This window comes from Nitritalea halalkaliphila LW7, assembly GCF_000265075.1.
Lineage (GTDB): Bacteria > Bacteroidota > Bacteroidia > Cytophagales > Cyclobacteriaceae > Nitritalea > Nitritalea halalkaliphila.
In genome coordinates this window covers 1-15,394 of record NZ_AJYA01000008.1, presented here as the reverse complement: position 1 = coordinate 15,394, position 15,394 = coordinate 1, and the positions used below count along the sequence as shown (strand labels likewise).

Here is a 15,394-nt window from a genome sequence, read left to right as displayed (position 1 = left end):
AATGGAAGCAAAATTTTCAAATAGAGTCAAAGAGGTGATCTCGCTTAGTCGCGAGGAGGCTCTGCGCTTAGGGCACGATTATATCGGCACTGAGCACCTCTTGTTAGGGATGATTCGCGAAGGTGAAGGCGTGGCTGTTTCCATTCTAAAGAAATTAGGAGTTCCTTTAGATGAGCTACGGAATGCAGTAGAAAGAGCCGTAAAAGGAACTGCGACCCATAACGTTAAAAATCTCGCCAACATCCCGCTTACTAGGCAGTCTGAAAAGGTGCTAAAAATTACCTATTTAGAAGCTAAGATCTTTAAGAGTCAACTGATCGGTACGGAGCATTTACTCCTTTCTATCCTCCGTGATGAGGATAATATAGCCACTCAGATATTACACAAATTCGACACCACTTACGACGCAGTAAAAGAAATGCTGGAATTTCAAACAGATTCAAACGCAAGGAACAGAGCAGAAGCGGACGATCCGGATGAGGATAGTGCGAAAATGTTCGGTTCATCGGGTAGCGGTTCTTCGGGAAGTTCCAAAGCCTCAAATGAAAAATCACGTACGCCGGTTTTAGATAATTTCGGCCGTGACCTAACGAAAATGGCCGAAGAGGACAAGTTAGATCCGATCATCGGTCGGGAGAAAGAAATCGAGCGCGTAGCGCAAATTCTTTCCAGAAGAAAGAAAAACAATCCTATCCTCATCGGGGAGCCAGGAGTAGGTAAGACGGCGATCGCGGAAGGTTTAGCTCTTCGCATCGTGCAGAAAAAGGTTTCTCGCGTGCTGTTTAATAAGCGCGTGGTCACCCTGGACCTAGCCTCTCTCGTGGCGGGAACAAAATACCGCGGACAGTTCGAGGAGCGCATGAAAGCGGTCATGAATGAGCTGGAGAAATCCCCTAATGTCATCCTCTTTATCGATGAGTTACATACCATCGTAGGAGCAGGGGGGGCTAGTGGTTCTTTAGATGCCTCTAATATGTTTAAGCCGGCCTTGGCTCGTGGAGAAATCCAGTGCATCGGAGCGACTACCCTGGATGAGTACAGACAGTATATCGAAAAGGACGGAGCCCTCGCACGTCGTTTCCAAATGGTGATGGTAGACGCTACCACTCCGGAAGAGACACTGCAAATTCTGAATAACATTAAAAACAAGTATGAGGATCACCACCATGTGGTGTATACACCAGAAGCCCTTCAGGCTTGTGTGACGCTATCGGATCGCTATATTTCTGATCGTTTCCTTCCAGATAAGGCGATCGATATTCTTGACGAGGCCGGTGCACGGGTGCATATTAACAATATTACTGTGCCCGAAAACATTCTCAAGTTAGAAGAGGAAGTAGAGGAGATTAAGGTGGAGAAAAACCGCGTAGTGAAGAGCCAAAAGTACGAAGAGGCAGCGCAGCTTCGCGATAAGGAGAAAAAACTACTCGAGCAGCTCGAAAGAGCCAAGCAGCAGTGGGAAGAAGAAAGCAAGACGAAGCGCTATAGCGTGGAGGAAGATAACGTAGCTGAGGTGATCGCGATGATGACCGGTGTGCCTGCGAAGCGTATCGCCCAAAACGAAGGGGCTAAGTTGCTGAATATGCCGGAGGAGCTAAAAGGTTCTGTGGTAGGTCAGGATGAAGCAATCAAGAAATTGACGAAGGCCATCCAGCGCACACGTGTGGGCCTAAAGGATCCGAAAAAGCCGATCGCTCATTCATCTTCTTAGGGCCTACCGGAGTAGGCAAGACGGAGTTAGCTAAGAAGTTGGCGACGTATCTCTTTGACAAAGAGGATACTTTAGTCCGTATCGATATGTCCGAGTACATGGAGAAATTCTCGGTTTCCCGCCTCGTGGGAGCGCCTCCAGGATATGTGGGTTATGAAGAGGGTGGCCAGCTGACCGAAAAAGTCAGAAGAAAGCCGTATTCAGTGGTCCTACTGGATGAGATCGAAAAAGCGCACCCTGATGTGTTTAACATTCTCCTGCAGGTGCTGGATGATGGTATTTTAACAGATGGTTTAGGAAGACGTGTGGATTTCCGAAACACGATCATCATCATGACTTCGAACATTGGGGTTCGTGATCTGAAGGATTTCGGAGCGGGAATCGGTTTTGCGCCGAAGGCGAAACAGGAAAATATGGATGAGGTGATGAAGTCGACCATCCAAAACGCCCTGAAAAAGGCCTTCTCTCCTGAATTTCTGAATCGTCTCGATGATGTAGTGGTCTTTAATTCTCTTAACAAGGAGCATATCCATCAGATTATCGATATCAGTCTGAAGAAGCTGTTCGGCCGCATTACAGACATGGGCTATCAGATCGAACTGACCGATGCGGCGAAGGATTTCCTTTCCGAAAAGGGCTACGATCAGCAGTATGGGGCGCGTCCACTGAACAGAGCCATTCAGAAATACCTCGAAGATGCCTTGGCGGAGGAGATTTTAAAAGGAGAGCTCTCTGAAGGGGATGTCATCCGTGCCGATTATACCGGCGAGGGGGAGCATCTTACGATCACCATCGAGAAAAAAGAAAAGGCCGAATAGGTCTCTTGAAAGCGATAGAAAAAGGCGCTATCTTTCGGGGTAGCGCCTTTTTTTCATCCAAAATCCTTACGACAAACTAAAAACGATGCAGCATCCAGCACTTACCGATACTGTTTTAATGATCCGCCCAGCGCATTTTGGGTTTAACCCCCAGACGGCAGCGGATAACAAGTACCAGCAGCCTGATCCCCGGGCAGCCGAGACGATCGCGGAACTAGCACGTGCCGAATTTGATGCCTTCGTGCAGCAACTGGAAGCAGTCGGCGTTCAGGTCGTGCAGGTGGCGGATACGCCCAGTCCGGTAAAAACGGATGCAGTTTTCCCGAATAACTGGTTTAGCACGCATACCGACGGACGCGTCATTTTATATCCTATGTTGGCGCCTACCAGAAGGCTAGAGCGACGCTTGGACTGCATCGAATCTTTGATCCAAGCAGGTTTCCGCGTGGAGGAGGTGATCGATCTAAGTTTCTTCGAGGAAAGCGGACAGTTTTTAGAGGGTACTGGCAGCATCGTGATGGATCGTGCGGCACATCGCATCTACGCCTGTCGCTCGGAACGGACGCATGAGGTGCCACTGCGCTACTTGAGTGAGCTTTTAGGAGCTCCCTATACACTTTTCCAGGCGGAACAGGAGCTAGAAGGGCAGCGCTATCCCATCTACCACACTAATGTCATGATGCACATAGGGAAAAATTTGGCAGTGGTGGCTTTAGATACTTTGCCGAGTAAGGCAGAGCAGCACCTCCTCCTCCAGCAGCTCCAGGAGGCGGGAAAGGCGATTTTGCCGATCAAGCCCAAGCAGGTGCAAGCCTTCGCAGGAAATATGCTGGAGCTCGCCTCCCGCTCGGGGGATACCTATACGGTTTTATCTCGGACAGCCTATGAGAGTCTGAAGCCCAGCCAAGTTCGGCAGCTCGAAAAACAGAGCGGACTCCTCATCCCCGAAATCCCTACCATCGAGCGATTAGGAGGAGGAAGCGTCCGCTGCATGTTGGCCGAAATTTTCCTGCCCCGCGTTTAAGGGCGGCCGATATAGCTATAGGGCTGATAGCCTTCAGTTCTTCTTTAATCGGGTCCGAAACTTGTAGGGTATCTATAAAGGCATGCAGGGTCTGCTGCGTGATTTTTTCGTTTTTACGCGTCAGCGCCTTCAGGGCTTCGTAGGGGGAAGGGTACGCCTCGCGGCGCAAAATCGTCTGGATGGCTTCTGCTACCACGGCCCAGTTGTCTTCTAAATCAGCGTCAATGGCGGCCTGATTTAGTTCTAACTTGTTCAAGCCCTTTTTCAGGGAGTCCAGCGCTATTAGCGTATGGGCGATCGGTACGCCGATGATGCGTAGGACAGTGCTGTCGGTAAGATCGCGCTGCAGGCGAGAAATCGGCAACTTAGCAGACAGATGCTCGAAGAGGGCATTGGCAATACCGAGGTTGCCTTCCGCATTTTCAAAATCGATCGGATTGACCTTATGCGGCATGGCGCTGGAGCCCACTTCCCCGGCTTTGATCTTCTGCTTGAAGTAGTTCATGGCGACGTACTGCCATACATCTTTCGAGAGGTCACTTAGGATGGTATTGATTCGCTTTAAGCCATCGAAAAGAGCGGCCAAGTGATCGTAGTGTTCGATTTGGGTGGTCGGGTAGCTCCGCTTCAGCCCGAGCCCTTCTTCCACGAATTTTTTCGCGAAGGCATGCCAGTCGATATGTGGGAAAGCGATCACGTGTGCGTTCATGTTTCCAGTGGCTCCACCGAACTTTGCCCCATAAGGCACCTGTGCCAGCAGCGCGAGCTGTTCCTCTAGGCGCGCCACGAATACCTGAAATTCTTTCCCTAAGGTCGTGGGGGAAGCGGGCTGGCCATGCGTTTTCGCTAGCATGGGAATCTGCATCCACGCTTGGCTGCGGCTGGATAGAAGTTCCCGTACTTCCTGCAGCATGGGATAAAGTACTGCGTCTAAGCCTTCCTTCAGCATGAGCGGCGTCGCGGTATTATTAATGTCCTGAGAGGTCAGGCCGAAGTGGATGAATTCTTTATAGGCTTGCAGTCCGAGCTGGTCGAAAAAATCTTTCAAGAAATACTCCACTGCTTTTACGTCATGGTTCGTGACTGCCTCTGTCGCTTTAATGGCGGCTGCCTGCTCTTCGGAGAAGTCCTTTACCAGTTGACGAAGCTGAGGGAAGACGCTGGCCTCTACGCTTGCGAGCTGCGGCAGGGCAAAGCACACAGGGCGATAAAATATTCTACTTCTACATGCACGCGGTATTTAATGAGTGCAAATTCAGAAAAATAGGCACGGAGGGGCTCAGTTTTCGGGCCATAGCGACCGTCCACGGAGCTAATCGCACTCAGATGGCTTAAATTCATGGGGTAAAAGGGTTTTAAATTCGAAAGGCTAAAGGTACGCCATTCCGCTTTAATTTGCGGGCTTTTGCATAAAAATGCCCTCCATTCAGCATGCATTTTTTTCCCTCATTCACTGTCTTATGCCGAAAAAAAAAAGTACTCAAACATCAGACAGGAAAATGTGTTAGCCTTGCATTATGGATATAAACCCAGCGTCTATCTACCGGCTCATTTTTGTGCTGCTACTCGCTCTTTACGGGGGAGTAGCTCAGGCCGGTGGCGATAAAAAGGAGAAAGAGAAGGAGGCGTCAGAAAAGCGGCGCGACAAGCAGGAGAAGGTACTCGATGTGCAGGTGCTGAAGATGCTGGGCACGATTATGCTCGATGGGCAGCTAGATGAAGCCGAGTGGCAAGGCGCCGAGATGATGGGCGATTTTATCCAGCAGATGCCGAATGAGGGCCTGCCTGCTAGTCAGCCTACCGAGGTGTACGTCAAGTATGACGAGGACTTCATGTATGTGGGGGCTGTGCTGTATACGGGAAATCAATCCGGAGATTATGTGATCACCTCCCTACGACGGGATTTTAATTTTGACGAAAACGATGCTTTCGCTATCCTTTTAGGTCCTTATGATGACGGGACAAATGGATTTATCTTCGCCGTAAATCCCTATAATGTGCAGATGGAAGGGCTGATCAATAATGGAGAGCGGGTGTCCCAAGTATGGGATAACAAATGGTATTCCGCCGTGACGCGCTACGACGATCGCTGGGAGGTGGAGATGGCGATTCCCTTTAAGACCCTCCGCTACTCGGAAGGCGCTACGTACTGGAAGGCGAATTTTATCCGGAACGATCGCAAGACATTTGAGCGCAGCACCTGGGCACCTGTCCCGGTGAATCAGCGCTACACCAGTCTGGCCTTTACGGGGGATTTAAACTGGGAGCAGCCACTCCGCAAGCCCGGAACGAACATCGCTGTCATTCCCTATATAGCCGCGAACACTTCTCGTGATTTCCGTACCGATCAGCACTATGCGGGAGGTATGGATGCAGGCTTCGATGCGAAAATAGCGCTAAGCCCCTCCATGAATTTGGACTTGACCTTTAACCCTGACTTTTCTACCGTAGAGGTAGACCAGCAGCAGACCAATTTGAACCGCTTTGAGCTATTTTTTCCGGAGCGCAGGCAGTTTTTCCTCGAAAATGAAGACCTTTTTGGGGATTTTGGCTTCCGCCAAATAAGACCTTTCTTCTCGCGGAGAATTGGGATCGCCACGGACAGTATCGGGCGGAGTACGAACAACAGGATTCTGTATGGTGCGCGTTTAAATGGAAATCTGGGGGATAATACCCGGCTGGGGGTCATGAATATGCAGACCGCTGAGGAGGAAGGAATCGGCTTTCCGGGTCAAAACTTTACCGTGGCCTCTGTCCAGCGCAAGGTGTTTTCCCGCTCTAACATAGGGGCGATTTTCGTGAACCGCATGAACACGACGAACCCAGAGCTGGATAGAAGTAATCCGAGACCCGCCTTTAATCGTGTGGCGGGACTGGACTATAATTTGGCATCGAAAGACAATAAGTGGACGGGGAAATTCTTCTATCACCAGTCTTTTTCACCGGATCAGCAGGGGGATGCGCGTGCACATGGGAGCTATCTGGGCTACAATACGAAAAACTGGACCATCCACTGGAATCATGAATATGTCGGCGAAGGCTTTAATGCGGAGACTGGTTTTGTTCCGCGTCGGGGGTATTGGCGTTTGGAGCCTTTTGTCCGTTACCGTGTTCTTCATGGCCAAAGCTCGAAAATTTTCCAGCAGACTTTTCAGGTGATGTATGATCTGTACACCGATGATGACTTCGGGCAGAAGACCGATGAAAAAGTGAGCTTTGTGTATCGCCTTTACTTTAAAAATACGAGTAGTTTCCAAGCACGCGTATTTAATGAATATGTGTATTTATTCGCCCCTTTCGACCCTACACGTACGGGAGGGGAGCGGCTGGTTACAGGCTCTGATTTCCGCTTCACCCGTTATGGGGCCACCTATACATCGGATCGCCGCGCCCTGTTTAACTACAGCATTTCAGCCTATAATGGGGGCTTTTTTAACGGCACGAGGACTTACTTTAATGCCTTTTTAAACTATAGGTTTCAGCCTTACGGCAATGTCTCCTTAGCCGCCGAGCATAATATTTTGCGCTTCCCAGCGCCCTATAACAGTGCGGACCTCTGGCTGATCGGTCCCCGCGTGGAGATGGCCTTCACGGATAAGGTGTTTCTTAGTACCTTCGTGCAGTATAACAACCAGATCGATAATATAAATGTTAATACGCGCTTTCAGTGGCGCTTTAAGCCAGTTTCGGATCTGTTTATCGTGTATACCGATAATTATTCGCCAGAAAATATGCTGGTGAAAAATCGGGCTCTGGTCCTCAAGCTAACCTACTGGCTAAACGTTTAGGCAGTCTCTCGCTTCGGCCTCCCGAAGACGCGGCTTTTGATGGAAAAAATCGAACCTGTTTCCGATTTATTTGTTGTTCCCTAAAGGAATAAAGTGCCGTTCATGCCCAAAATTCAGAAAGCACGTGTAATTTTGGGTTTTAAACGGCCTATCATAAGCAGCTGCACATGTTCGGATTATTTAAGAGAAAGAAAAAAGAAGAGGAAACGGCTCCTACCTACCTGTCTTTGCGCGTGCGCGAGGTGGTTCGGGAGACAGAAGATACGGTTAGCATTCATTTCGAACAGCCTGAGCCTTACTTGGCCTATCAGCCGGGGCAGTTTTTGACCCTGATTTTATCGATGGAGGGCAAGGAAGTCCGCCGTTCGTATAGTTTATGCACGAGTCCATTCGTGGATCCCTTCCCCGCTATCGCTGTCAAGCGCGTGCCGGGTGGCTTGGTCTCCAACTATCTAAATAACCAGATTTTCCCTGGCAAAACCATCCAGGTGATGAAGCCATTAGGGAATTTTACGTGTAATTTTCATAGTAAAAATGCGCGCCAGTTTCTTCTGATCGCTGGAGGGAGTGGGATTACGCCGATGATGGGCCTTATCAAGTCTATTTTAGTGAATGAGCCCCTGTCAAAGATTCATTTGCTGTATGCCAGCAAAACCCATGAGGAGATTATCTTCCGTGAGGCACTGGCGAAGCTTCAGCGGGAGTCCGGTGAGCGGCTTCAGGTGCTACATTTTCTTAGCAGGGAGCAGCGAGCAGAAAGTGGTTTTTCGGGAAGGATGGATGCCGCCGGCTTACAGGCCTATGTGGATGCCCATGGGCTGAGCACAGTGGGGGCGCAGGATTTGACCTTTTTATGTGGTCCTGAGCAGCTGATGCTACTGGCCGAGGGGGTGTTAGAGGGGCCGGCTGGCCCAAAGCACAGCGCATCAAGGAGAGTTTTTATTTGGAAAAACAGCCACTCCCGGAGGGTACGGAAGCCACAGGTCCTGCACTGACACGTACAGTGGAAATAGAGTTAGAAGGGCAGCAGCACCAAGTGGAGGTAAATCCAGAGAAAACCATTTTGGAAGCGGGCTTAGATCAAGAGTTAAACATGCCCTACAGCTGCCAGAGTGGTTTATGTACGGCCTGTCGTGGGCGTGTGATTCAGGGAAAGGTCACAATGTCAGAAGATGCGGGCCTAAGTGAGGCAGAGTTGGCCGAAGGTTATGTACTCTGCTGCTCGGCCAAGCCGGAGAGCGACGATGTTAAAATCATAATTGAGTAATGGAAGATTTAGAAAATGCGGTACTGCGAAAGCGTTTTGAAGCTACAGAAAAAGTGGTGATGGCGCTTATCGCAGTTCCTTTAGTGCCTTTTATTATCGTGTATCTCTATGTTTCCAGTGATGTAGTGGAGGTGCCCGTTCCGGAATTATCTTTGTGGCTGCGGGATGCGCTATTATGGGGAAGCATCGGCCTTATCGCGGTGCATTACGTACGCTTTCATCGGGCGATAAAGCCAGCGAAGGAGCGTGTGCACATGCCGATCGAAGAGAAGATGGAGCGGTATGCGGATGCCAGTGTACAGCGTTTTGTGACGCTTTTTATCAGTGGGCTGCTGCTAACAGCGGGGCTTTTCTTTTTCCAAGACCCCATGTTCACCCTAGGCTTTGCGGCAGTCATTATTTTTATGTCATTAGGTAAACCTACAGCGGATCGCATCGTGCGTTTGTTGCGTCTAAAAGGCGAGGAGCGTAAAATGGTGGAGCAGCTACGGAAGCGCATCGGTTGATCCGTAGAAATTTGCTATTTTGTAAGAAATATTTGGAGAGTTGGTAGAAATCGTTTTTATTTGAAAAATTTAATTTTTCAAATATGAAATTAATCACTCGACTTTTGCTCCTCTTCTTTGTAGGCTTCTTTTTTACGGCCTGTGTTTCTGAAAACGAGGCACCTACAGTAAATAATTACTTTTTCAGTGCCAAAGTAGATGGAATGCCTTTTCATGTGAATCATGAGCTTTTCTGCTACTACACAGATACGGGGGGGTACACCCTGGTAGGGACCCGGTCCGATACGGCTGAAGAGTTTCAGCTGCACATATTTACGCAGCAGCTGCGTGAACAGACCTACAGCGTGCAGTCCACAGGAGATGTGCTCGTGAGGGGTGTTTACCAAAGCCCAGAGGGAAATTACATCAGTACCGGCCAGAGAGAGGGACATATTACGATTCGAAAGTACGATCCTGAACAGCAGTTTATCGAAGGTTCTTTCGCTTTCACTGTTGTGGATACGCAAACCGGAGATGTAAAGCAACTTACGGAAGGCGTATTTCGGGTAAAAAAGAAATTGTTTTAATGGCCTGAAGCAGTATTACTTTTTTTACTTGGTGGTATCTTGATTTTGGCGCTTATTTTCTTTGTCTTTAAGATTCTCCCTGTCCGTAGCGTTTTTGCCTTTACTTATGTCCAATAAATAGATAGCTCAAAAAAACACGAAACACCTTTTTGGGGCTTTTGGGTTTTATTGCGCAGCCTTCGATTCTTGCGTAATCAGAATGGGAAAGGTAGGGGATGCATTTAACGAGGTAAATGTGGGTTTGAGATCACGAGTAAAGAAAGCTTTTTGGGGATTGACTCTTGGGGTGTATTTCCTTTTAACCTTGGCTTCCTGCGAGGAACGCTGGGATGACCCTATTCCTGAAGGGGTATCTTTAGCTCGAGCTTCCTTACTTTCGGAATTGACTGAAGATAACCATATCTTATTCATGTGGGGAAATTTCCAGATGTGTAATGGTTGGCGGTGCATACCCTCTGCAGAAGCCAGCCCCTATGATTTATTGGTGAAAAGACCTGGAATGCAAAATTTCGCACGATTGGTTCGGAGAAATGCCAATCAACCGAATTGGTCCTCGGATGGGAGGCGGTTGATTTACAGCATTACTGCTGAATTTTTCGGGAAATAGCAGTTCTGTGTTTACCTCCTTTGCTGATGGGGTTACGTTGATTACCAATCTTCCGGTATTTAGGGGACTGGATGCTTCAAGAATCAATGAAATGGTGGTTGTGGATCATTTACAGGTATTCGATGATTTACCCGTGTATCATATTTTCGGCTTTGATGGAAGTAGAGGAGGGCAAAAGGTTGATGTGTTAGTGTCTCAGTGGAATGATTCTGCTCCCTCTCTGTCCTCTTTCGACCCCACTAGAATGGCTTTTGTTTCCGAAAGGTCGGGAATTCCTCAAATCTGGACTTTGGATATGCTTACTGGAGCTCTACATCAAGTGACTTTTTTGGGTGTTAGCCAGCCAGGGATGCGTATAACTGATTTCGGGATGGGGATTTCTTGGACAGATAATGGTGGAGCGCTCGTCTTTCCTGTAACAGACACCTCGGGCTCCAGGGCTTTGGTCAAGGCCTCGATGGTTCATTAGCACATCTAGGATGCTTAAGACAACTCCAAATAACCATCTGAGGTGACCTGAACACTGTCCTCCAAAACCTCATGCTTGTTTCTTGACGAACTACTCAAGAGCTGACGTCCCTCCTGAACCGGTACACTATCTCGATCATACAGCACATAACGCATATATGCCGCAGTTGGCGCTTGTTTCCCTAAGTCTATCACAAGCGCTCGGAGAAAAGAAAACAATCCTAACCCTACACCACCACTCCCGAATACTGTACCCCCGTCTACGGATATGCCGCTTGCCAAACCGCTCGATACGGTAGATAATCCTCCCGTAATAGGTAAAATAAGCCTATTTTCTGGACTTTCAAACTTTCCCTGTACAGAAAATCTTAAACGTTGACCCCGCTGGACTTCTTGATACCGAACAGGACCTAGAGAACGTCCTCGACCTGCATTCAACCAAGCTACCTGGGTGCCTCCAGGGGTACTGTTGTGTCGATAATCCTGCTGACGACTCTCCGGAAGGTGTTCAAAATCCTCCTCTTCATGCCATGCCGATTCGTGTTCTAAAGTCGCCATCCATGTTTGCGTCTCGGGAGAACGCAATACCTGACGTACATTACCCAGATGATCCCGAATCTCGAACTCTGTGAGCTAACTCCCAGATCCTTAGATCCCTACAGGGATATGCATCGGCAACTGTAAATGATTATAGCTAATAGAACTCGTTATCCCTTTATTATAAATCCCGTGCTAAGGTTCCGTGCACCCGGGGATACTTCTTTTTTAGCAAATCATCCTTGAGGTGAGATTCAATCTCCTTTTCGGCCAACAGCTTCTTGAGCAGCTCGTTCTCCTTCTCAAGCCTCTTGATCTCTTTGAGATGCGCGGGTGTCATGCCATGCAGGAAACCCTTTTCTCCCATATTTTCCTACTTCTTTTTCCAGCTGTAATAGGTAGCGGGATTATTAGACACATACCTGTCCAAAGTAGCCGGAACTCCGCTCGATTTTGCCTCTTCAAGTACCTTCAGCTTCTCTTCTTTAGAAAATGTCTTCTTTTTCATAAACGTAAGTTTACGGAATTTTAACTAATTTACGTCCGATTAATTAGGGGGCCAATACAGTAAAGCTCCTGGTAAAACTCTTTATCTCTTCTTTTCATTCCGCAAGACTACAAAATCCCTCGCCTACAGAAAATATGGGGTTCGTCGAACGGATACTTTGTTTCCAAAAAACGATTTAAAGATTACCTGCAAAAGAATATCACTGCACTTTAATCAAAAAACCCGAAATTGCCAGGTTTTTGGTTAGTATTTTATTGGATAAGCAACATTTACTTTAGTTACAGATCCGTTATTTTTTTCTTGTTCATATCTGATAGCATTTTGAACAAAGTAAACATTTTCCGTTAATTCAGGACGTTGATATGCTGCTATTCTTCTATATTCAAATTTTGTTGTGTCATCGTTGATTGTCTGGAAGTAACCATCTCCCGAAAGAATACTCACTTTACCACTTTCATCAAATTTCAAATAACAAGAAAAGCCGTCATTAATCCCGGAATATTCTACCCAAATTCTAGGGCTATCTTTGCTAATTTCATCATAATAAAAAATTGTTTTTCCATTCTTATCGACTCTTTTAATCACGATGTCTTTGTAGTTATAGACGATTTCAACCTTAGAATCACAGGAAACAAAGCCAATAACTGATAAAATTATAACCATAACCCTTCTAACCATCTCACTTATTTTCTTTTTATAAATTGTTTCCCTAAATCAATTGATCTTTGAGTTAGTTTATCCTAACCATACTTCCCTATTAAATAAGCAGCACCTAAACCCAAAGGTGGATTAATCAAAGTAGTTAGTCCAACGACACCAGTGACTAAACCTGTTAAAGGTTTGCTATTACCGGTCATATTGTAAGCACCATAACCAAATTGAGCAATAGGTTCTAAACCTGACATTTGCGCTACTGCACCAGCAGCAAAATTTCCCGCATCCCGTGGAGATGCATATTTTCCATATAGCAAAGAACCATTTGAAGTGTTACTTTTTAAATCCCAGTCCCCGTTTGTCCCAGCCTTTCCCGCATATTCAACCAGTGATGGGTTTGCATCGATTATTCCTTGAACCTTATCTGTTAATTCAGTAGAGCCAAAATCGATTTTTATATCTGCCTGTTTAACCTTTCCCGTTTTATTATATAAATTTTGGTCAGCAAAACTTAAGGAGTGTAAAGACTCTCCCATTTTTTCACCACCTGCACTTGTATTGTTCTTGTTATAATTCGATTTTACTGATTTCTCTGCTTTTGTTCCCTTGCCACTATGTCTGTAAACTCCATTATTTCCATCATCATAAACTGCTACCACATTCCCATCTTCATCGGTATGAGTGCTTTCTAACATCCCTGTTGGGTCTGTGTATCGTATTGGGTTACAGTAGAAAGCTCTATAAGGTGACCAACCTGGAGCAACATCTGCCAACGGGTCAACACTGGTCCATCGTCCTATTACCGGGTCAAAATATCTCGCTCCAAAGTCATACAGGTTTAGGTTCAGGTCATCTAAGAGTTCCTTCCTGTTGTAGAGGTAACGATTATCATGCCCTTGGTAATCGTAACGGAGTCCACTGAGCTGCATGCCGAACGGATAGTAGTGGCGCTCCTGCACAATGATGGGGCCACTTTGACTGACCGTTAAATCATCGAACCAGGCATCCTGACTCGTCTCGTTTAAAACATATAATTCCAAATAACCATCTGAGGTGACCTGAACACTGTCCTCCAAAACCTCATGCTTGTTTCGTGACGAACTACTCAACAGCTGCCGTCCCTCCTGAACCGGTACACTATCTCGATCATACAGCACATAACGCATATATGCCGCAGGTGGCGCTTGTTTTCCTAAGTCTAATACTAGCGCTCGGAGAAAAGAAAACAATCCTAACCCTACACCATCACTCCCGAAAACTGTACCCCCATCCTACGGATATGCCGCTTGCCAAACCGCTCGATACGGTAGATAATCCTCCCGTAAAAGGCAAAATAAGCCTATTTTCTGGACTTTCAAACTTTCCCTGTACAGAAAATCTTAAACGTTGACCCCGCTGGACTTCTTGATACCGAACAGGACCTAGAGAACGTCCTCGACCTGCATTCAACCAAGCTACCTGGGTACTTCCAGGGGTACTGTTGTGTCGATAATCCTGCTGACGACTCTCCGGAAGGTGTTCAAAATCCTCCTCTTCATGCCATGCCGATTCGTGTTCTAAAGTCGCCATCCATGTTTGCGTCTCGGGAGAACGCAATACCTGACGTACATTACCCAGATGATCCCGAACCTCGAACTCTGTGAGCAACTGCGAACCTGAATGGAGCATAAATCTCCCTTCCTCATGACGAAAATGCTGTAAAAGTCCTCCCTCATAGACAAATCCGTTCCAGTAGGATAGCGTTTTTTGCAACTGACCTCCTTGAAAGACTTTTTGCTCTAATTTTTCTCCCTCGGCCGTATATACATAAGACAAACTCCCAGATCCTTCGATCCCTACAGGGATATGCATCGGCAGCTGTAAGTGATTATAGCTAATAGAACTCGTCATCCCTTTGTTTAAATCCCGTGCTAAGGTTCCGTTCGCATGGTATTCATAGGCGACAGTAGCTCCACTACGTTGCTTAAAATCCTCCAAGCCTTCCTGATGAGGCACTTGGTCCGCTACCCGCAATAGACGATTTCCAGAATAGGTGTAGCTCAAATCATCCACCAAGCCGAAGACACCCGCAGAACGCTCTCCACGACGCCGTAGTTGGGTAATGTTACCATTTGCATCGTATTGTAAATTCTCCACACTATACCTGTCCACTTCCCCCGTCCAACTACTACCGCCCCAAGAACGATAAGTAGCACCTTTTAATCGTGAGGCATCATCATACGTGTACCCATAACTGCGCAAAACACCATCCAAGGCACTTTTCCAGCGTTGACCCACTATATTCCCTGTATAACTGGCCTGCGTATACCCATAGTCATAATACAGTCGCATCCCAAAGCTAGAACTCCCTAAGTTATCCGGATCATTAATTCCAATTAACCAGCCTCGTGGATTATAATGGTAGACGATTGTTTCTAATCCCCCTAATTGCTTTTGTTTTAACTGACCTAATTCATCATAACTATAACTCGCTATTAATTGGGCCGGAGCAGCGCCTATCTTTTTATAAACCGTCTTAAGCCTGTTCCCATGATCATACGTAAACGAACTTAATACCTCTAAAACAGGGTAATTACTAGAATTAGGAAAAGACTGATACGCGTGCTGTTGTAAAATATTCCCAACAAAATCATAAGAAAAAGTCTGATAGCTGGTACCACCAGCATAGCCATTTTCCCGCTTTTGTTGAATGAGCCTTCCGTAGGCATCATAAAAAGACACCTCTACTATAAAGGAATTGGTTCCGAGAACACGTACCCGTTTCCCCGTAAGCATTCCATGTCGCTGCTGACTAGGAGTCGGTGCTTGGATAAAATGATGCGAAAAAGAAGTATTAAACGTATGTGTTATCCCTTCTATTTCATAGCTATCATAGTAATTTTGAATAAGCAATTCATGAACCTGCACGGTATTTGCATAGGTGGGTAAATTGTTTTGATT

At 46.9% G+C, this 15,394-nt stretch carries 13 protein-coding genes and 2 pseudogenes; 8 read left to right on the top strand and 7 right to left on the bottom strand.

Translation table 11 applies throughout. The annotated features are described in order from the left end of the window. The first annotated feature begins 1 nt into the window (after position 1). A pseudogene (locus A3SI_RS03385) lies at positions 2-2,529 on the top strand (ATP-dependent Clp protease ATP-binding subunit). Positions 2,530-2,614: 85 nt separating this feature from the next. Beyond that, on the top strand, positions 2,615-3,553 hold the full coding sequence (ctlX, locus tag A3SI_RS03380; protein WP_009053636.1) for a citrulline utilization hydrolase CtlX: 939 nt from the start codon (positions 2,615-2,617) through the stop codon (positions 3,551-3,553). A gap of 19 nt (positions 3,554-3,572) precedes the next feature. On the opposite strand, the pseudogene purB reads toward ctlX, so the two are convergent. After that, positions 3,573-4,894, bottom strand: a pseudogene (purB, locus tag A3SI_RS03375) (adenylosuccinate lyase); the annotation flags it as partial. A gap of 176 nt (positions 4,895-5,070) precedes the next feature. Here purB and A3SI_RS03370 point away from each other — a divergent pair. From A3SI_RS03370 to A3SI_RS03345, 6 genes are all read left to right on the top strand, one after another. Then, positions 5,071-7,341 (top strand): DUF5916 domain-containing protein, encoded by a 2,271-nt coding sequence (locus tag A3SI_RS03370; RefSeq protein WP_009053635.1) that lies wholly within the window; start codon positions 5,071-5,073, stop codon positions 7,339-7,341. Between the two features lie 167 nt (positions 7,342-7,508). Beyond that, the gene (locus A3SI_RS03365; RefSeq protein ID WP_238531575.1) at positions 7,509-8,336 is read left to right on the top strand and encodes an FAD-binding oxidoreductase; all 828 of its coding nucleotides are present in this window, start codon (positions 7,509-7,511) and stop codon (positions 8,334-8,336) included. Further along, positions 8,285-8,608 (top strand): 2Fe-2S iron-sulfur cluster-binding protein, encoded by a 324-nt coding sequence (locus tag A3SI_RS20125; protein ID WP_238531574.1) that lies wholly within the window; start codon positions 8,285-8,287, stop codon positions 8,606-8,608. Before A3SI_RS03365 ends, A3SI_RS20125 begins: the two co-directional genes overlap by 52 nt. Beyond that, positions 8,608-9,114, top strand: coding sequence for a hypothetical protein (locus A3SI_RS03360; protein ID WP_009053634.1), 507 nt, complete (start codon positions 8,608-8,610; stop codon positions 9,112-9,114). The genes A3SI_RS20125 and A3SI_RS03360 overlap by 1 nt, the downstream gene beginning before the upstream one ends. A gap of 83 nt (positions 9,115-9,197) precedes the next feature. Continuing rightward, complete coding sequence (locus A3SI_RS03355; RefSeq protein ID WP_009053633.1) at positions 9,198-9,680, top strand: DUF6252 family protein; 483 nt, start codon at positions 9,198-9,200, stop codon at positions 9,678-9,680. A gap of 614 nt (positions 9,681-10,294) precedes the next feature. Next, positions 10,295-10,756, top strand: coding sequence for a TolB-like translocation protein (locus tag A3SI_RS03345; RefSeq protein ID WP_009053631.1), 462 nt, complete (start codon positions 10,295-10,297; stop codon positions 10,754-10,756). A 14-nt stretch (positions 10,757-10,770) separates the two neighbouring features. Here A3SI_RS03345 and A3SI_RS03340 read toward each other — a convergent pair whose 3' ends face one another. The 6 genes from A3SI_RS03340 to A3SI_RS03320 form a co-directional block, all read right to left on the bottom strand. Continuing rightward, positions 10,771-11,313, bottom strand: a complete 543-nt coding sequence (locus tag A3SI_RS03340) for a hypothetical protein (RefSeq protein WP_009053630.1) — start codon at positions 11,311-11,313, stop codon at positions 10,771-10,773. 160 nt (positions 11,314-11,473) lie between these two features. Then, positions 11,474-11,659, bottom strand: a complete 186-nt coding sequence (locus A3SI_RS20120; RefSeq protein ID WP_009053629.1) for a hypothetical protein — start codon at positions 11,657-11,659, stop codon at positions 11,474-11,476. Between the two features lie 6 nt (positions 11,660-11,665). Continuing rightward, complete coding sequence (locus tag A3SI_RS21455) at positions 11,666-11,800, bottom strand: transposase (RefSeq protein WP_009053628.1); 135 nt, start codon at positions 11,798-11,800, stop codon at positions 11,666-11,668. A 243-nt stretch (positions 11,801-12,043) separates the two neighbouring features. Next, positions 12,044-12,478: a hypothetical protein gene (locus A3SI_RS03330; protein ID WP_009053627.1), complete on the bottom strand. Its 435-nt coding sequence runs from the start codon at positions 12,476-12,478 to the stop codon at positions 12,044-12,046. 62 nt (positions 12,479-12,540) lie between these two features. Further along, the gene (locus A3SI_RS03325; RefSeq protein WP_156810144.1) at positions 12,541-13,620 is read right to left on the bottom strand and encodes an RHS repeat-associated core domain-containing protein; all 1,080 of its coding nucleotides are present in this window, start codon (positions 13,618-13,620) and stop codon (positions 12,541-12,543) included. A 79-nt stretch (positions 13,621-13,699) separates the two neighbouring features. Then, on the bottom strand, positions 13,700-15,394 hold a 1,695-nt coding region (locus tag A3SI_RS03320; RefSeq protein ID WP_040670025.1), incomplete at its 5' end, for an RHS repeat domain-containing protein.